At 41.3% G+C, this 17534-nt stretch carries 19 protein-coding genes and 1 tRNA gene; 15 read left to right on the top strand and 5 right to left on the bottom strand.

The window, feature by feature from the left end:
- Positions 1-1000: 1000 nt before the first annotated feature.
- From F3741_05840 to F3741_05805, 8 genes are all read left to right on the top strand, one after another.
- Positions 1001-1077 (top strand) — tRNA-Met (locus tag F3741_05840).
- A gap of 57 nt (positions 1078-1134) precedes the next feature.
- On the top strand, positions 1135-1419 hold the full coding sequence (locus F3741_05835; GenBank protein MZG30321.1) for a hypothetical protein: 285 nt from the start codon (positions 1135-1137) through the stop codon (positions 1417-1419).
- 172 nt (positions 1420-1591) lie between these two features.
- Positions 1592-2143, top strand: a complete 552-nt coding sequence (locus tag F3741_05830; protein ID MZG30320.1) for a hypothetical protein — start codon at positions 1592-1594, stop codon at positions 2141-2143.
- Positions 2144-2149: 6 nt separating this feature from the next.
- Entirely contained in the window at positions 2150-3340 is a 1191-nt protein-coding gene (larC, locus tag F3741_05825) for a nickel pincer cofactor biosynthesis protein LarC (GenBank protein ID MZG30319.1), read from the top strand.
- Between the two features lie 178 nt (positions 3341-3518).
- Positions 3519-4172 carry a hypothetical protein gene (locus F3741_05820; protein MZG30318.1) on the top strand — a complete coding sequence of 218 codons (654 nt, stop codon included), beginning with the start codon at positions 3519-3521 and terminating at the stop codon, positions 4170-4172.
- A gap of 123 nt (positions 4173-4295) precedes the next feature.
- The gene (locus F3741_05815) at positions 4296-4709 is read left to right on the top strand and encodes a hypothetical protein (GenBank protein ID MZG30317.1); all 414 of its coding nucleotides are present in this window, start codon (positions 4296-4298) and stop codon (positions 4707-4709) included.
- Between the two features lie 137 nt (positions 4710-4846).
- On the top strand, positions 4847-7213 hold the full coding sequence (locus F3741_05810; GenBank protein MZG30316.1) for a TonB-dependent receptor: 2367 nt from the start codon (positions 4847-4849) through the stop codon (positions 7211-7213).
- A 251-nt stretch (positions 7214-7464) separates the two neighbouring features.
- Positions 7465-8721 (top strand): exo-alpha-sialidase, encoded by a 1257-nt coding sequence (locus F3741_05805; GenBank protein ID MZG30315.1) that lies wholly within the window; start codon positions 7465-7467, stop codon positions 8719-8721.
- 46 nt (positions 8722-8767) lie between these two features.
- On the opposite strand, the gene F3741_05800 is transcribed toward F3741_05805, so the two are convergent.
- Genes F3741_05800 through F3741_05790 form a run of 3 tightly spaced genes read right to left on the bottom strand, consistent with a single transcriptional unit; the run spans position 8768 to position 9578 of the window.
- A complete protein-coding gene (locus F3741_05800; GenBank protein ID MZG30314.1) occupies positions 8768-9043 on the bottom strand; it encodes a DUF507 family protein in 276 nt (91 codons plus the stop codon).
- 12 nt (positions 9044-9055) lie between these two features.
- Positions 9056-9337, bottom strand: coding sequence for a DUF507 family protein (locus F3741_05795; GenBank protein MZG30313.1), 282 nt, complete (start codon positions 9335-9337; stop codon positions 9056-9058).
- 52 nt (positions 9338-9389) lie between these two features.
- Entirely contained in the window at positions 9390-9578 is a 189-nt protein-coding gene (locus tag F3741_05790; GenBank protein ID MZG30312.1) for a hypothetical protein, read from the bottom strand.
- 328 nt (positions 9579-9906) lie between these two features.
- On the opposite strand from F3741_05790, the gene tatC reads away from it, so the two are divergent.
- On the top strand, positions 9907-10752 hold the full coding sequence (gene tatC, locus F3741_05785) for a twin-arginine translocase subunit TatC (protein MZG30311.1): 846 nt from the start codon (positions 9907-9909) through the stop codon (positions 10750-10752).
- On the opposite strand, the gene F3741_05780 is transcribed toward tatC, so the two are convergent.
- Both F3741_05780 and F3741_05775 read right to left on the bottom strand, forming a co-directional pair.
- Positions 10753-11406 (bottom strand): CPBP family intramembrane metalloprotease, encoded by a 654-nt coding sequence (locus F3741_05780; protein MZG30310.1) that lies wholly within the window; start codon positions 11404-11406, stop codon positions 10753-10755. It abuts the gene before it with no gap.
- Between the two features lie 62 nt (positions 11407-11468).
- Positions 11469-11711 (bottom strand): hypothetical protein, encoded by a 243-nt coding sequence (locus F3741_05775; GenBank protein MZG30309.1) that lies wholly within the window; start codon positions 11709-11711, stop codon positions 11469-11471.
- 237 nt (positions 11712-11948) lie between these two features.
- Here F3741_05775 and rpiB point away from each other — a divergent pair, with 237 nt between their 5' ends.
- From rpiB to hemC, 6 genes are all read left to right on the top strand, one after another.
- Positions 11949-12413: a ribose 5-phosphate isomerase B gene (gene rpiB, locus F3741_05770; protein ID MZG30308.1), complete on the top strand. Its 465-nt coding sequence runs from the start codon at positions 11949-11951 to the stop codon at positions 12411-12413.
- 18 nt (positions 12414-12431) lie between these two features.
- A complete protein-coding gene (locus tag F3741_05765) occupies positions 12432-13679 on the top strand; it encodes a serine hydroxymethyltransferase (protein MZG30307.1) in 1248 nt (415 codons plus the stop codon).
- A gap of 3 nt (positions 13680-13682) precedes the next feature.
- On the top strand, positions 13683-14171 hold the full coding sequence (gene nrdR / locus F3741_05760) for a transcriptional repressor NrdR (protein ID MZG30306.1): 489 nt from the start codon (positions 13683-13685) through the stop codon (positions 14169-14171).
- Positions 14172-14413: 242 nt separating this feature from the next.
- On the top strand, positions 14414-15205 hold the full coding sequence (locus F3741_05755; protein ID MZG30305.1) for a cytochrome C assembly protein: 792 nt from the start codon (positions 14414-14416) through the stop codon (positions 15203-15205).
- Positions 15202-16482 (top strand): glutamyl-tRNA reductase, encoded by a 1281-nt coding sequence (locus F3741_05750; GenBank protein MZG30304.1) that lies wholly within the window; start codon positions 15202-15204, stop codon positions 16480-16482. Before F3741_05755 ends, F3741_05750 begins: the two co-directional genes overlap by 4 nt.
- Positions 16483-17412: a hydroxymethylbilane synthase gene (hemC, locus tag F3741_05745; protein MZG30303.1), complete on the top strand. Its 930-nt coding sequence runs from the start codon at positions 16483-16485 to the stop codon at positions 17410-17412.
- Positions 17413-17534 lie beyond the last annotated feature (122 nt).

Below are 17534 nucleotides of genomic sequence, written 5' to 3'. Positions count from 1 at the left end.
ATTGGACTTTGCTCATGTGCGGTATCTGCCGCTTTTGGAGGGCAACTTCTCTTTTCACAATGCTCTGGAATTACCCATAGATGAGTACAGTTCTTTTCTCAAGGTCGCCGCAGCCTGCCGGCCAAAATTCGCGGTTCCCGGTTCTGCGGGATTCAAATACCGTGACGAGTATGGATTTCTCAATCAATATTCTTTTCCAACCACTCAGGAACAGTTTCTGAGGGATCTGAAAGATTTTTGTCCTGATATTAATAGCAGCGTGTTTTATCCCGGTGATAGGGCCATCATTTCAAAAGAAGGAGTTGAGATACAAAAGTCTTCTTCTGACTTTGTGAAAATAAGAGACGATGATGGTCATAAATTGGAGTTTAAACCTGTCGCTGAGGTTCCGCCTATTCGCACAAGAACTAAAGACAAAGCAGAACATGAAAAGCAGTGGGAGGCAGTGGTCGATTTTATTGAAAACCGGTTTGTCGAGATACTGGTTGAGAAAAAAGCCGTGCAAAGCTGGGTGGATTGGAAGGTGGCCTACCAACTTGAACTATTTGGGCAGGATGGTTCTGAAATATGGTGCCTGGATTTTGCTGGCGAGGACGCAAACATCATTAAGGGGCGTATAGGAAAAATTAATATTTATGAAGGCATTGCCTGTTCTGAACTCTATAGCCTGATACAAAATGAAACGAGTTGGGACTTTGTCGGTATTAACGGTCAGTATCGAACGTTTAATGATATCTACAGGGTCAGGATGGGTGAGTTCGAACACTGGACTAAAAAAGATGAAAAATTTCCCCAACCTTTAACGGAAGTCTTTCCAGCTGGAAAAGAGATGGACCGCACAAAATTTATGCTGGATGTGAAACGCTGGAAAGGTAAAAAAGGTGTTGAAACCGGGTCATAAATTTAGAGATTTAACCTTTGAGAATTGCCATTGACAGGGTAGGGGCAAGGGGGTAGAATCCTAATCTTCCTAAATTACAAGTAGTTATGAACGTAGCGTGGCGGTGTAGCTCAGGTGGTTAGAGCATACGGCTCATATCCGTAGTGTCGGGGGTTCAACTCCCTCCACCGCTACCATTTTTTAAGGAACTTCATTTTTAATTTAACCAGTTCTTTCGAATTTGCTTAGAAGTAATGAACCTACTCCCTCCTGATGAAACAGATGAAGTCATTTGCAAATGCTTTCAGGTTGACGAAAAAACTATTCGCGATGCTATCGCTAAAAATGACTTGAAGGATATTGACTCAGTCACAGAAGCTTGTGAAGCAGGTGGAGGGTGTCACTCCTGCCATATTCTTATCCAATTATTTCTCGACCAGCATCAGGAAAAATCCTCCAACGTGGAAGAACTTGTCCACGAGCACGGTAAGAAGGTGAAAAAGAAGGGTATTCTAAGTCGTTTCTTCAAAAAAGTGTAGTTTCCCAAACTCTGATTTTGTGGTTGTTTAACATCCCTTTAGAGGGCTGTTGCTAATCTTGCTTTTTTTATCAAAAGTGTTCTTTATTCTTAATTTTCTTTCCAAAATCACAAGCTTTTGATAATTTGATTCAGTAATGCAGTAAATTTTAACCTTATAATCCCGAAATAAAATGAAACCAGAAAATTTTATTTTATACAGTGGCGGTGCCCAGGGCACTGAGGCAGAATTTGGCAAACAAGCGGAGAAGGCAGGTGTTCAGGAAGTTAATCTAACTTTTGATGGGCATAAAATTTTCAGGTCGCGCGGGGTAAGGGTTTTAACGTCTGAAGAACTACTAAAGGGAGATGTAAGCCTGGCATATATCTCCAAATTGATGAATAGAAAGTTTAATACCGGCAAACTTTTTAAAAAGGTTTTGCAAAGTATCTGGCACCAGATAAATTGCTCTGAAGAAGTATTTGTGGTGGGGCAAATTCTTGATGATGATACTGTTAAAGGTGGAACCGGTTGGGGAGCGGAATTCAGTAAGTTGTGTAACAAACCCCTTCATGTTTTTGATCAGGAACAGAGTCACTGGTTCAAGTGGACTGGCAGTAATTGGAAAAAAGTTAATCAACCTAAAATAAAGCAAAAACATTTTGCTGGAACCGGGACCAGATTTTTAAATGCTAAAGGTAAAAAAGCTGTTAAGGATTTGTTTGAAGTCTCATTCAGTAAGTAAATCACTGTGAAATCCCTCCGCGCTGCTTATTTTGATTGTTATTCCGGAATTAGCGGCGATATGATCCTGGGTGCTTTAATTGATTTGGGTGTGAGTGCGACCAAAATTCGCAAAGCTCTGGGAACGATTGACCTCAAGAACTATAAATTAAAGGCCAGCAAGGTTAAGCGGGGTCTCATATCCGGCACAAGTGTCAAGGTCGAGGTAGCCAGGACAAGACATTCTCATCATAAGGCCAGGAAATATTCTGATATTAAAAAGCTGCTTTCCAATTCTGACCTTTCTTCAACGGTCAAAAAGAACTCTCTCGAAGTTTTTAAACGCATAGCCAGGGTGGAAGCGGCCGTCCACAACACAACTATGGAAAAAATCCATTTTCATGAAGTTGGAGCTGTTGATTCGATTGTTGATATTGTGGGAGGGGTGGTTGCCATTGAATCGTTGAAGATAGATAAAATTTATGCTTCTCCACTTAACCTGGGTGAAGGATTTGTAGAATGCGCTCACGGTAGCTTGCCTGTTCCGGCACCAGCAACATTAAAATTGCTTAAGGACATTCCTGTTTTTTCCAATGGTATAAAAAAAGAGTTAACGACTCCTACCGGTGCGGCGATGATTGGGTTTTATGCAGATGGCTTCGGATCTCTTCCAAAAATGCGAGTTGTTGGTGACGGGTATGGGGCAGGGGACCACATTATCCCTTCAATGCCCAACATGCTAAGGATTGTTCTTGGGGAGATAGACTCTGAACCTGGCGATGAATTTGTTGTTATCGAAACCAATATTGATGATATGAATCCTGAGTTTTATGAAACTGCGATGGACTCGTTATTTAAAGCTGGCGCTCTTGATGTTTATTTGAATCCGGTAATCATGAAAAAGAGCCGGCCGGCAAACAAAATTTCTGTTCTTTCATTAAAAAAGGATGTTCAATGTTTAATTGAAATACTTTTAAGAGATACTTCCAGTTTCGGAGTGCGATTTTATCCGGTCGACAGGACGGTTCTAGATCGTGAGATTAAAACGGTTAAAACTTCCTGGGGGCCGGTAAATATAAAGATAGGGAAATTAAATGGAAAATCGTTACAGGCCTCGCCTGAATATGAAGATTGTAAAAAATTATCTTCAAAAGCCAGGATAAATATAAGCAGGGTTTATGATGAAGCAAAAAGCTTAGCCACCGCCTTCTTAAAGTAGTTTTCTCTATATTCGAGCCTTCCGACTCTTTACAACTATATATTTATAATTCGCTGCTAGCAGACTTGTTGGTTGGCTGCTAAATGTTGGTGTGTGCCTGTTTAACTATTGAAATTATTTGGTTTTATGCAAACCTATTATAGTGTAGAAGGGTTAACTGTTCCGATAGGAGGTTTGTATGCCTGTTCAATTTGTTCATTTAGATAGCGGGGAAACGGACACCACTGAGTCTTTCTTTTCAGACCATTTCTTGAGAGCGCGTATTGATGACAACAAACCTTCCAGTAAAGGATATGATCCCATATTTGAAGTAGGGAGAAATGCCAACTGGCTTCAAGAGCATGAAAAAGAAATCAAACAAAATAATCTTGAATATGAAGAAGATGTCAACCAATACATCTGCTTGATGTTGGCTGAAATGGTCAATCCCAGGTCGACAGTCCTGGCCAGGCAATATCTGGTAGGTGCAAATTCGGATGCTGGCCAGATTGCTATTGACTTAAAGCTCCAATCCCAGAAATACCAGGTCTACAGGATTAATGCTGATTTTCTGCTTTTTCACCTTGGTTTGTTCAGTTCTTATACTAACATTCTTGGAAATAAATATTTTGATAAGGGCGGATCCTATTATAACGCAGCGGCTTGCAGTTTAAGAAATGCCAGAGGTGGGCGCTCTGGTTTGTCAGATGTTTTAGAAAAGCTCTCTCTAAAGTTCGGTAAATATGTTGACATATTAAGATATATGAAAAACCAGTCCTCAAACTATTTCAGCTTTCATTTTAAGTTTTCTAATGAAGATATGGTGCGATTTCAAAAATTACAGTTCGAATGAGAATTGACCTTTCATGAATCGCCAGGGTTTGTTTTGATGATGAATAATGGAATAAAATATTGACAAATAATATCTAATGCTTCTATATTGGCATATCAAAATTTTAAAACTTGAAGTAAATTTATGTCCCTGAATATAAAATTAACGATATTGGCTGTCTTTTTTGTGTTCTTGAGTACCTCTAATGCGTTTGCCGGTATTCATGAGCACGAAGGCCATCAACATCATCAAAGCTCTATAGCTTCCCCTTTTGATGGTAAAAAGGAAGTCCGCTCTTTGCACTGTCTGTTAAGGGGGCATACTGGTCAACCTATTTGTCCACATAGTTCCGATAAGGGGCAAAGAGCGATTATAGCTTCAGAATGTGGCGGTAAGACTTCCGGTAATAACTCTGCTACTGCATCATTCAGTAGCGATTTTGCCGAATCACATTTCTTTTTGTTTGACCATAACTCCCCAGATGAAAATCTCACCCCTGTGATTATTCTGGGTTATCACCGCTTTCCCGATTCACTCGACCCACCTCCCTCGGTTTAATTCCACACTTTTTTATTTTCTGAATTAAATTTCACGTAGCTTTTAAGAGCAACTCAAGACCTGTTTGTATTGCTTGTTGAGTTGTTTTATATGCTTTGCATTTTCTTTTCCGGCCATATGTACGCGTTTGAAAAGTTATGCGGAACTTGAAGTTGCGCGGCATTTCCAATTTTTATTTCACTTTAGGAGGAAGTTCTGTGTATTGCTCTATACGATGTATATTTTTATTAATGTTTTTAATAACAGCGATTTGTCCTGCTTCCCTGGTCCATGCGGAAGATGAAAAGCCTCTTACTATGGACGAATTGATTGTCGCAGCTCCTAAAGCCGAAATTCGTGATACTTTTGATGATTTCATGCCTATACCTTCTGCTAAAGTTAAGGTGGATAGGGCAGAAATAGATTCGATCAACACTATTTCAGCTGAAGATACGGTCCGCTATGCTCCTAATCTTGAAATAAGGCGTCGTTATTTTGGCGATCCAAACGGAGTTATTTCCATGCGTGGTAACGGAAACTTCCAAACCGCACGCCATATGCTGTTTGTCGATGGTTTTCCTCTTCACAGTATGCTGAGAACACGGTGGAACGGTGCGCCTCAATGGAACTTTGTGGCTCCTGATGAAACGGAGTCTGTCAATATTACTTATGGTCCTTTCTCTCCAAAGTATAGTGGAAACGCCATGGGTGGTGTGATTGATGTTGTTAGCAGACATCCTCAGGGTGAGGAGTGGGCTCTGCAAACTACTGGTTGGTTTCAGGATTGGGAGGTTTTTGAAAGTAAAGGACTGGCGCCGGGCTACAAAACATTTTTTGCCCATGGTAATAAGGTTGGTAATCTTTCTTACTATATGTTTTACAACCGGCTTGAGACCCAATCTCAACCAACAAACATCACAATCCTAAATAACGTTTCAGCAGGTGCGGGAACCGCGGTAACAGGTGTCAAGAACTTTATAGACTCCCGGGTACGCGATTCAATAGCTTATGCTGATGATGGGGAAGAAAGCATTGTCAATGATTTGTTTAAAATAAAAATGAATTATGAGTTTTCCTCCCAACTCAAGTTAAGAGGAATGATCGGATATCTTGACCGTTCTAGAAAACAGGAAAATGTTAATAACTATATCAGGGATGCCAATGGTAATAAACTTTGGACAGGTACTCTAAGTTTTAATGGAAAAGCATTTACTGTAGCTGAATCTCACTTCAATGTTTCAAGGCAAGATAAACAAGACCTTCTTGCAGGAATAGGTGCCAGTGGGCAGTTTGGTGGTGGATGGAATTATGATGCTGTTTTGAGCGCCTATACAGTTTTGTCAGATATCTCGAGGCAATCAGATGAAAACCCGGACTCTCCTAACTTTGATAACAGCGGCCGAATTACAGAGTTTGCACATACAGGTTGGCAATTATTTGAACTAAGGTTTGATAAAGATAAATTTCTTGATCACTCGGATCTTGCATTTGAGGGAGGGTATCATTACGACCATGCTAGACTTGAAGTTAAATCTTATAATACTTCAGACTGGAAAAATTCTGATTCAGATGATCAGGATAGTACATTCAGGAACTCAAGCGGTGGTCAAACTGATACGCATGCTGTTCATGGTAACCTGGGCTGGAAGTTTTCACCTAAATGGGATTTGCAGGTTGGTGGACGTGCTGAAGCATGGCGTTCCTTCAACGGTTTTAAACATGAAGCTTCTGATGAAATAGGTGGGCACTTAGAACGTGATGAGGTGGCTTTTTCTCCCAAAGTATCTCTTGGATTTAAGCCCAATGATAATCTGGATTTGCGGTTTTCTCTTGCCCGGTCTACCCGTTTCCCGCTGCCAGAGGAGTTATTTGAAAATGTTGATGACTTACAAAATAACAATATATCCACTCCTGGTTTGAAACCCGAGGTAGGTAACCACGCCACAATCATGGTTGGGCATTATAAGGCTGATTCCACGACTCAGTTAAATATGTTTTTCGATGAAGTTACCGATACCATTTTCAGTGATCAGGATATAACGGGTAACACCACCACAAATACTTTTGTTAATATCGATAAAGTCAGGACGTTTGGTGTTGAGTTCGTTGCAAAGCGGAGAAATTTTATAGTGTCAAAGCATGATTTTGATTTCAACATTTCTTATACAAACTCTGAAATCAGACAGCACAACTCAAACCCATCCACGGCCGGAAACAATTTGCCCCGCGTCCCTGAATGGAGAGCCAAGTTCCAATCTTTGTACCACATTAATAATCGTTGGGATGCCATGGTCGCGGGTCGATGGCAGGACAAGGCGTTTGGACGAATTCAGAATGATGACATTCTCGAAGGTGATGGTGGCCAGGATGAATATTTCTTCATGGATCTAAAAACCACCTATCGCCATAAGTATGTGAATGCCTCCATTGGTATTAATAACCTGACTGATGAACAGGCGTTTACAGGACCGCATCCTTTTCCCAATAGGACTTATTCGATTGATTTCAAATGGAACTTGATGTGAGAAGTATAAGCTTTATCTTTTACAGCTTTGCGGGTAGTGCCAGGAAGCAGGAATTATGACTAACTGCTTTCTATTACGATATGGAAACTCTTGTGGTTGGTCAAGAGCTTTCATTGTTTTGTGTTCGTCTCCTCCTAAGCGAACACAATAGAATCGTTTAACGCCCGGTTCTTTGTGTTTCAAAGATCCGGGTCGTTATCCGCTTCTAAAAAATGTAACTTCATTTTTTAAGTTTATTGGAGATACTTTCCATGTTGAAAAAAAATATTGTCATTTTGTTAAGCATTTCGTTTCTTTTTTCCTGCGCTTCAACTGGGAACAATCACTCAGAGAAAAGAAATTCCGGAGCTATTAAGTTGGGTGATGTTATTTGGGAAAACTCTCCACGTACTTTGCTGGAAGGCAATGATGCGCAGTTACTGGTCCGAACTTCTGAGTCAATGAACATGATTTATGCAAGACATAACGATAAAGGCAAACAAAATCTGTTCATGACAAAAACAAAGAATATTGGTGATAGCTTTTCCGGTTCTGTCCCAGTAAATTCTAATGTGGATGAGGTGAGCGCGCATGGTGAAAATGGGCCCAAATTAAGGCAGGGAAAAGGTCGGGGTATTTTTGCCGCATGGGTTGGGAATCGTGACATTAAATTCGCGCGTTCGATGAATTTTGGGAAAAGTTTTTCGCCTTCCATTAAAGTAAATGATGATTCGGGTAAAGCTTCTCAATCGTTCTTCACAATGGAAGTTTCTCCTGAGGGAACAATCTATGTGATCTGGTTGGATGGGCGTGATAAAAAGTCAGGCAAGCCCGGTACTTCATCGGTTTATATGGCTCGTTCAATAGATCAAGGCAAGTCCTTCGAGAAAAACATCAAGATTGCGGGAGATGTTTGTCCGTGTTGCAGAACAGCTTTGGCTTTTGGTGATAATGGCGAGATATTCGCCTCATGGCGTCATGTCTTTAATGATGATGAACGAATCATTGTCGTTGCTAAATCATTGGATGGAGGCAAAACCTGGGGTGATCCGGTAAAAGTCGCGAATACGGGTTGGAAGATAAATGGCTGTGCCCACTCGGGACCTGCTATGAAGTACCTGAATGGAAAATTATATGTGACTTGGTATACCGGAAAAGATAACAAGGCTGGTTTGAAGTTTGCCTACTCAACAGACCAGGGAACAAGTTTTCATGCTTCAAGAAATTTGCATGGTGATATTCTGGACGCAAATCATCCAAACATAACAGTGATTGAGGATGAGGCCTGGGTCATTTTTCAAGGGCGTGATCCAAGTCAAGATGGTGGATGGGGACCTGAAAAAGCCTGGCTTGTAAGGGTGAATTCGGATGCAGAACTTTCAAACCCTTCACCTCTTCCTTCTACAGGTGGGGGTGTCATTTATCCATATTTATTTAAAGGAAATGGTGGTCGTGTATATGCTACCTGGACAGAGTTTGGTAAAGGAGGCTCAAAGGTAATACTCTGTCGAGGGAGGATTCAATCCTGATGAAAGAAAAGCCTTAACTGTAGGAAGCATTAATCGGGTTGGGGGACTATAGTCCCTGCTTATTCATGTACTCATCAAAGTGCTTCTGGTACATGATGTCCCATTCTGGTGAGCCTTCGCGGGGTGCGTTGGCATAGGTGCTTAGAATGCGTCGAGCTTCAGCATCGGCTTTATCATCATACTGGAGAATATCAGTCATCACTCTCGTGATTTCCAGACGAATATCATTGAGTTCGACTTTGTAGTCCAGTTCGTCCCGTTTTGCAAAATCTCTTATGATCAGGCTGCTTATGTGGTTGATCTTTTCTCGGCTGATTTTCATTTTTTGAAATAATTAAAGAATGAGGCCGCGTTCACGGACTAATTTTGATTTCACCATTTGGAACACCCTCCCATAATCCATCATGTCTCTTTCATACTCTTGAGTTTTAGATTCCAGCAGGGTTTTCACTTCTTCATTTAACCTGTCTTCTACCATCAAATCTTCAGTAATTATATTGTTAACGATGGCTTGTAGTTTTTCAGAAGGTTCTTCCCAGACAATCAACTCTTTCTCAGTCAGGGTTTGAACAATTTTTTTTGAAAGAAGTTCAGTAAGTTCTTTTGTGATACGCATTGTTAGAGAAAATAAATTTCAGCTTTTAATAATATGATTTAATCCTGCCTGATCAGTCAGTACCTTTTTCACCAATAAACAAAAAACAGTTTGTGTCTGTCACCTGGATATCTACGATTGGAGTCTCTTGCTGATTCAACTCCTGAATGACCTTGTTTACCATTGTCTCAATTGCTGTAGCACCTTCTTCGGCAATATCGAGCACCCTGATACCTGTTACTTTTTGCTTATTAAGGGACATACAATTTGAAATTAACCCGGATTGCCATCCTTTGCAGTATACCCTTTCCCATTGTATTTAAAGGAGAAAGGAGCCTAAAAGTGCGACTGAATTTTCTGGTATTATCCACTATTTACATGTTGTAATCAATATTTATTGAGAAAACAGGGGCCAAGTGATAGTTAGAGCTTTGTTTAAGAAAGATTATTGAAATTGTTCATTCAATTGAGTAAGATTACGTAATAAATATAACTCTTGAAAACACAAAAAGTTGCGGGAACATGGCGATTTTCCAGGTTCCCAATTTTTATTTGCGTTTGAGCTCAGAATTTCATTTGCGAGGGACTTTGTGGTCAAAGAAATAAGTTTTACTGAAAAAATACCAGTCACCCATCATCTGATTGAGTTAAAAAACAGATTGGTGCAAGTGACTTTGGTCGTTGCGATCTTTTTTGGTGTTTGTTTTTATTTTATCGACTTTCTTTTGTTGTGGCTGCAAGACCCGCTGCCTTCCAAATATGCTGACCTTACTTTTATAACTCCCACAGAACCCTTTTTCACAGCTATGAAGGTATCCTTCATGGGTTCTATGTTTATTTCTATGCCATGGATTTTATACCATGTCTGGGGATTTATTGCTCCGGGTTTGAAAGTTAAGGAGAAAAAGATTACGGCATTATTTGTCGCCTTTGGAACGCTATTTTTTCTTTTTGGCGGGTTGTTCTGCTATTTCCTGGTTGTTCCACTAGGGCTTAAGTTTTTACTGAACTATGGCACTGAGTGGTGGAAGATGCAGGTCACCATCGGGTATTATTTCTCTTTTGTTGTTAAGATAATCCTGGCCTTTGCTTTCGCCTTCCAAACCCCACTCATAATGGTTTTGTTGACCAAGTTTGGAGTTGTCAATACCATTAAAATGAAGCTCTATCGTAAATGGGCGTTTCTTTCAACGTTTGCCCTGGCGGCTGTGTTAACCCCTCCTGATATTATCACCCAAGTTTTATTGGCATTTCCTCTTTATGGTTTATATGAGTTTGGTGTTGTTGTTTCCCGGTTTTTTGAGGACCCCAAAAACCGTGAATTGGCATTTAAACAAATGCAGGCGGAGGCGGAAGCCAATAAGGCCGCTAAAGAGGCGGCGAAAAGAGCGGCGATGGCAGCTAAATCTTCCAAAAAAGCTCGTAAGGCTTCCTGATTAAACAATAAAAACCAGGGCGGAAATCAATCGCGGATAGTGAAATACGATTAAATATTCTGCGATAGCAAATCCGGCATGTATCAAAACTGGAGCTAATACTGAGCCGCTTAATCTGAGCAGTCCCGTAGCGACCATTCCCAGAAATAAGTTTCCCAGACTGAAATCAAACTGAAACAGGCAAAATAGAAGCCCGCTACTGATGATAGCTTGTCCTGTATTTTGTGTTTTTAACAGGTTTTTAATAACCAGCCCTGTTAAAAATAGCTGATTAATGAAAGGGACTATGATAACGGGGAATAGTTTGCTGGTTAGAGACCTGTTGAATCCCATTTCATCAGGCGATCTCATATCGGCGCCGGTGAACAACTCAGATTGTGATAATCCTGTGCTTACAAGTAAACTATCTAAAAGTGGGACACTGATGGCAGGGAGCGTTCCTAATAATAAACCAATCGTTACTGATTTGCGGACATCTTTGAGGCCAAGCTGTTGTGCTGAAACCTGCTTTGATAAGATGATTATTGTCAGGGCCAGGGAAAAATAAAGGGTTGGCCAGTACTCATAAATAAACCTGTTACCGGGAAAAACCAGATGGATTGTAGGGAAGACAACTGCAAAGTAAATAACTAGAATGGGAGTGAGTATATTCACCTTTTCATATTTTAGAAAATCTTGAGTTTGTTTGAGATTTGCCAGTTCAATTATGGGAGTTTTTATTTTGGGGTGTTTTCTCGGGTGAGTCTGCCAGATATATGTGGAGGTTCTTGTTTATCTGATTTTTTACCACTTATGTGCTTATCTGTATCAGCAGGGATACCTAAGCCACTAATGTGTCTGTATGTGTTTATTTTGTCTTCTGAATAAAGTTCATCCTGCAAAAGGGTGGCGTTGATATAAAATCCACCGAAGATAAGTGCCGATAGTATGCAGGATTCAAGGAATATGTTTTTCCACATTTAACGGGTTGGTTAAGTTGAACAAAGCCAATTTTATTTTAGAATTTTTTGCCTGTAATTACAACAAATTAGCCATTTAAAACTGCCAGGTTGACAAAACCTGTTTCTTTATTTAGTATCACGTTTGAGTTAAACTATCCAAGTAGCCTCCCACCCGGGCGATATATCATCACACAGGACTGGTTGTTCTCCTCGAATAAAATGAGGCCCCAATAAATTACTAAACTGAAAGATGTCATGAAAAAAATTGCTATAGCTTCCGATCATGGTGGATTCGATTTAAAAGAAAGTATTATAGCTCACCTCTTAAATACAGGTTGGGAAGTGGATGACCTGGGCCCGCATAGTGGGGACTCTGTTGATTACCCTGACTACGGTATAAAACTTGCCGAGGCTGTTGCTGAAAAGAAAGTGGAGCGGGGAATTGTAATTTGTGGCACGGGGATAGGTATGTCTATTGTGGTCAACCGTTACCCTGGAATTCGTGGAACCCTGTGTTCGGATCTATTCACTGCGAAGTTATGTCGTGAGCATAATGATTCAAATATTCTTATCATGGGGGGCAGGGTTATAGGCAAAGGGCTGGCTGCTGAAATTGTCAATACCTGGCTCAATACAGATTTTGAAGGGGGCCGTCACCAAAGACGCCTCGATAAAATTACTCAAATTGATTCTAATATCAAGTCTAAAGAAAATCTTTAATTCAAGGAGATAGTTAAATTGTCACTTGCCGATTTTGATCCAGAGATTGCTCAATCCATAAAAGATGAAACCGATCGAGAAAATAATACCCTCGAGATGATCGCCTCTGAAAACTTTGTAAGTGCTGAAGTGCAGGAAGCCCAGGGTTCAGTCATGACGAATAAATATGCTGAAGGTTATCCGGGCAAGCGTTATTACGGAGGTTGTGAGTTTGTGGATACTGCTGAAAGCCTGGCCATTGAAAGAGCAAAAAAAATATTTTCTGCCGAACATGCCAATGTCCAGCCTCATTCAGGTTCTCAGGCTAATATGGCGGTATATCATACTGTCCTCAATCCGGGTGATACGATTCTTGGAATGAATTTGTCACATGGAGGTCATTTGACCCACGGGAGCCCGGTAAACTTTTCAGGCTACACCTATAACGTTGTGGCTTATGGAGTGAACCAGGAAACTGAACAGATTGACTATGATGAAGTCCGAAAACTGGCTGTTGAAAATAAGCCGAAAATGATTATTGTTGGGGCAAGTGCCTATCCAAGAGTGATTGATCCGGTTAAGTTTCGGGAAATTGCTGATGAGGTGGGGGCGACAATAATGACCGATATTGCTCATCCGGCAGGGTTGGTTGCGGCCGGTCTGTATCCATCCCCGGTTCCTCATTCCGACTTTGTCACAACCACCACTCATAAAACTTTACGCGGCCCACGTGGTGGAATGATTTTATGTAAAGAGAAATACGCCAAGGAGGTCAATAAAAAGATTTTTCCTGGCATTCAGGGTGGCCCTCTGATGCACGTCATTGCAGCAAAAGCGGTTGCATTCAAAGAAGCGTTGAGCAACGATTTTGTGGATTATCAAAAGCAGGTCATTGCGAATGCCAAGTGCCTGGCGCAGTTTTTAATTGAGCAGGGATATAAAATTGTCAGTGGTGGCACTGATACTCACCTCATGCTGGTCGATCTACGTCCACAGGGTATAACGGGTAAGGCTGCTGAGGAGGCCCTTGAACAAGCTGGGATCACAGTGAATAAGAATACGGTTCCCTTTGAGACCAGAAGTCCTTTTGTGACTTCAGGAATTCGGATTGGCACTCCTGCGTTAACCACCCGAGGGATGAAAGAGAATGAAATGCGCCAAATAGGAGAGATGATTGTCCAAACCCTCGAAAAAGTTGCGGATGATAGTTTTCATATCGAAACCCGTAAAAAAGTTCGGGAACTCTGCGACCAGTTTCCACTTCATTTAGAACTCACCAATAAGTAAGTTATGAAATGTCCAGGCTGCTCCGGCATGGAAAATAAAGTCATAGACTCCCGCCTGAATAAAGAAGGGACAGTAATAAGAAGGAGGAGGGAGTGTCTCAGTTGCTCCGATCGTTTCACCACATATGAAAAACTGGAACGTTCTTTACCTTTGTTGATTAAAAAAGATGGTCGGCGGGAAGAGTTTGATCGGGACAAGATCATTGAGGGCGTCAGAAAGGCATGTCAAAAAAGACCTGTCAGCATCAAGGATATTGAGGAGATGGTTGACCGTGTTGAGCAATATCTTCAGGAAATGGGAGAAAAAGAAGTCTCTGCTGTAGAGGTGGGCGAAAAGGTCATCAGCGAAATCTATAAACTCGACGATGTTGCCTATGTCCGTTTTGCTTCTGTCTACCGTTCCTTTAAAGATGTCAATGAGTTCATGGTTGAGCTAAAAGAGGTCCTCAAGAGCAAAGAAGGCAATAAATCCCCCGGTGACCACCTGCAATAGGAAAGACATTTCCACTTTCAACTATCAATCCTAAGAAATAAAGCCAGCCATTTGCCCCTGCGGGAGCGGAGAATTACCTCCACCCGTAAAGCCCCAAAGGTTTTCTTTGAGGAAAAGACTGTATAAGAACCTGAAACCATTGCCAGTTGCCCCTGCGGCGAGCAGTTGAATCCCTTAAAACAAAATGTTACGATACATTTCTAATTATTTAAAATAGGCGTATTTTGCACCTGTAGCTGGCCATGGATAAAATTTCGTTCAATCTATCATTAGTGAGTTATCTATTGGCCTCGTTAGGATATTTTGTTTATCTTGCCTACAGGAGGCCGCTGGTTTCGACATTTGCAGGCTGGACTGTGGGTTTTGGTTTGCTTTGTCAAACAGTCACTATAGGAATACGTTCGAGCCAGACGGGTCACGGGCCTTATACAACTTCTTTCGAAGTTGCGTTGTTTCTGGCCTGGCTGATGGTAGTGGTCTATTTTTTGACCGAATGGAAATATAAAATTAAAGATCTGGGGGCTTTTGTAATCCCTCTGGTTTTCATTGTTCTTTTATTTTCAGCTTTTCTTTCTAAAGACGCTGCCATGGTCCCGGAATCTGAGGTGCGGTTTTGGCTGACCATGCATAGAACCTTGTCAATCATGGGATATGCGGCCTTTTCAATCGCATTCGCCGCCGGAATCATGTATTTAATTCAGGAACATCAGGTCAAATCAAAAAAACTTGGAATCATGTATTTCAGGATGCCATCCCTTGAAGTTCTCGATGATTTGAATTTTAAGGTGATTATGGTCGGGTTCCCATTGTTTACCCTTGGATTTATGACAGGATCCATTTGGAATACGCAAATGAATTTGCCGTTTTTCTCATGGGACCTTACCCGGACCTTGCCCTTGGTAGTAGCCTGGTTGATATATAGTCTTGTTTTTTTTGGCAGGATGATGGTCGGGCTACGAGGTAAAAAAGCGGCTCAGGGAGCCATTCTTGGGTTTGTAACAGTAATAGGAACCTATTTTCTGCATATTTTATGATATCAACCGAGCCAAATCTTGTTCTGGTAGGGGTTAACCATAAGACAACCCCTGTAGAAATCAGGGAGAAGCTTGCCTTTAATCAGGTCAAGCTGGAAGCATCCCTGGAACAATTGGTCAATCGCCCGGAAATTGCCGAGAATATTATTCTTTCCACATGTAACCGGGTTGAAATATACGCCCGTGTTGATAATACCGATCAGGGTATTCAACTCCTTAAAGATTTTATTTGTGACTACCACGGTATATCACGGGGTAGTCTGGATGAGTATTTCTACAGCTATACAGACAATCAAGCCGTTGAACACCTTTTCCGGGTTTCAGCCAGCCTGGATTCAATGATTCTTGGTGAGGCTCAAATACTCGGGCAGGTGAAAGATGCCTACAGCACAGCACGCGCCTCAAGCTCTACAGGCCTGGTTCTGAATCAGCTTTTCGAAAAAGCGTTCAACGTTGCAAAAAAAGTACGGGAAGAAACCGGGATTTCAGAGCGTGGGGTTTCGATAAGCTCTGCTGCCGTTGAACTTGCTAAAAAAATCTTTGAGGATTTGGAAAATCACTCGGTGATGCTGGTGGGAACAGGTGAGATGGCAGAGCTTGCCGCAAAACACCTCATTTCCTACGGTGTGAAAACGGTGTACGTGGCAAGTAGAACCTATGAGAGGGCTATTTCCCTTGCTCAGACCTTGAACGGTTGTGCACTGGATTTTGAAGCATTTAAGGAAGAATTACACAGGGCTGATATTGTTATCACTTCAACAGCTTCTCCTAAATTTATTATCCATAAGGAAATGATTGAGCAGGCGATACATAAGAGAAAAAATAAGCCTATCTTTCTCATTGATATTGCTGTACCACGGGACATTGCTCCGGACGTGAACGACCTGGAGAATGTATACTTGTATGACATTGATGACCTCCAAAATGTGGTCAATGCAAATATGGAGGAACGACAGAAAGAAGCCGAAAGTGCTATGGAAATCATTCGGCAGGAGGTCACTAAATTTAACAACTGGTATTCCACCCTTGATGCAGTGCCCACAATTGTAGAAATGCGAAACCGTGCTGAACAAATGCGTAGCATTGAGGTGGATAAAACTCTTAAAACACTCACCCACCTTTCTGAGGAAGACAAGCAGGCAGTTCACCAATTAACCCAATCATTGGTCAACAAGATTCTTCACAAACCCACTATCAATCTGAAAAAGAAAACCCAGTCCTTGGATGGTCATGTTTATTTAAAAGCCATTCGTCACTTATTCCATTTGGACGATTGAATGGAATCCAGAAAAATTAAAATTGGCAGCAGGGGGAGTCCCCTGGCATTGTGGCAGGCTAATTGGATTAAAGATCAATTGGAATCTTTACATCCAGAAATCCCTGTTGAAATTATTATCATCAAAACTTCTGGCGATAAGATTCAAGACGTTCCATTAGCAAAAATTGGTGGTAAAGGATTATTTGTTAAAGAACTCGAAGAATCCATGTTGAATAAAGAAATTGATTTTGCTGTCCACAGCATGAAGGATATGCCCATAAAATTTCCCTTCGCTTTATGCATTGCGGCAGTGACAAAAAGGGAGAACCCTTTTGATGCTTTGATTTCTAAAAACAACATTCAGCTTGCTGACCTTCCGAAAGGCGCCAGGGTTGGAACAGGCAGTTTAAGAAGGATTTCGCAATTGCTTCATTATCGTCCAGATCTGGACCTGGTTCCACTTCGGGGAAATCTTGAAACGAGGATTAAAAAACTGGATACAGAAGGATTAGACGCGATCATTCTTGCTGCCGCAGGGCTCATTCGAATGGGATGGGAAGACAAAATTTCAGAAATCATCAGCCCCGATATTTTATTGCCAGCAATGGGGCAGGGCGCCGTTGGCATTGAGGCTCGGAAACATGATGTCGACAATCATATCCTTCTTGCTGAAATGGATGATGAGGATACGCATTTGGCTCTGGATGCAGAAAGAGCTGTAGTCACACAGCTTGAAGGCGGTTGTAATGTGCCAATAGGCGCATTTGCAACAATAGAAGATAATGAGATGACCTTGAAAGGGTTGGTCGCCAGCCTTGATGGCAAGACAGTCTACAAATCTGAGTCAAAAGGCAACAAGGTAGACGGTAAAGCTCTTGGACGTGAACTGGGCAACAGGTTGTTAGAAATGGGTGGCGATAAAATCATGAAGGAAATTCATTCCAGTTAAATGAACTCTTTTATGAAAATAAAACTAAAGCCAAACTTCCTTGTTTTTTAATCTTTGCAAACCCATTTCCCATGCGGCATCTCTAAATATATAATTGTCATTATTTTGCATGCGTGAATATG

It is taken from the genome of Nitrospinota bacterium (assembly GCA_009873635.1).
Taxonomy (GTDB): domain Bacteria; phylum Nitrospinota; class Nitrospinia; order Nitrospinales; family VA-1; genus LS-NOB.
This window is presented reverse-complemented; position numbering and strand designations above follow the sequence as displayed.

Excerpts from the sequence above, each read along its gene's own strand:
- F3741_05750 (MZG30304.1), top strand. The coding sequence starts at position 15,202 with ATGATATCAACCGAGCCAAATCTTGTTCTGGTAGGGGTTAACCATAAG.
- F3741_05790 (MZG30312.1), bottom strand. The coding sequence starts at position 9,578 with ATGTCCCTTAATAAGCAAAAAGTAACAGGTATCAGGGTGCTCGATATT.
- rpiB (MZG30308.1), top strand. The coding sequence starts at position 11,949 with ATGAAAAAAATTGCTATAGCTTCCGATCATGGTGGATTCGATTTAAAA.
- F3741_05820 (MZG30318.1), top strand. The coding sequence starts at position 3,519 with ATGCCTGTTCAATTTGTTCATTTAGATAGCGGGGAAACGGACACCACT.
- hemC (MZG30303.1), top strand. The coding sequence starts at position 16,483 with ATGGAATCCAGAAAAATTAAAATTGGCAGCAGGGGGAGTCCCCTGGCA.
- F3741_05815 (MZG30317.1), top strand. The coding sequence starts at position 4,296 with ATGTCCCTGAATATAAAATTAACGATATTGGCTGTCTTTTTTGTGTTC.
- F3741_05835 (MZG30321.1), top strand. The coding sequence starts at position 1,135 with ATGAACCTACTCCCTCCTGATGAAACAGATGAAGTCATTTGCAAATGC.
- F3741_05805 (MZG30315.1), top strand. The coding sequence starts at position 7,465 with ATGTTGAAAAAAAATATTGTCATTTTGTTAAGCATTTCGTTTCTTTTT.
- F3741_05810 (MZG30316.1), top strand. The coding sequence starts at position 4,847 with ATGCGGAACTTGAAGTTGCGCGGCATTTCCAATTTTTATTTCACTTTA.
- F3741_05830 (MZG30320.1), top strand. The coding sequence starts at position 1,592 with ATGAAACCAGAAAATTTTATTTTATACAGTGGCGGTGCCCAGGGCACT.
- F3741_05755 (MZG30305.1), top strand. The coding sequence starts at position 14,414 with ATGGATAAAATTTCGTTCAATCTATCATTAGTGAGTTATCTATTGGCC.
- F3741_05795 (MZG30313.1), bottom strand. The coding sequence starts at position 9,337 with ATGCGTATCACAAAAGAACTTACTGAACTTCTTTCAAAAAAAATTGTT.
- F3741_05800 (MZG30314.1), bottom strand. The coding sequence starts at position 9,043 with ATGAAAATCAGCCGAGAAAAGATCAACCACATAAGCAGCCTGATCATA.
- F3741_05775 (MZG30309.1), bottom strand. The coding sequence starts at position 11,711 with ATGTGGAAAAACATATTCCTTGAATCCTGCATACTATCGGCACTTATC.
- nrdR (MZG30306.1), top strand. The coding sequence starts at position 13,683 with ATGAAATGTCCAGGCTGCTCCGGCATGGAAAATAAAGTCATAGACTCC.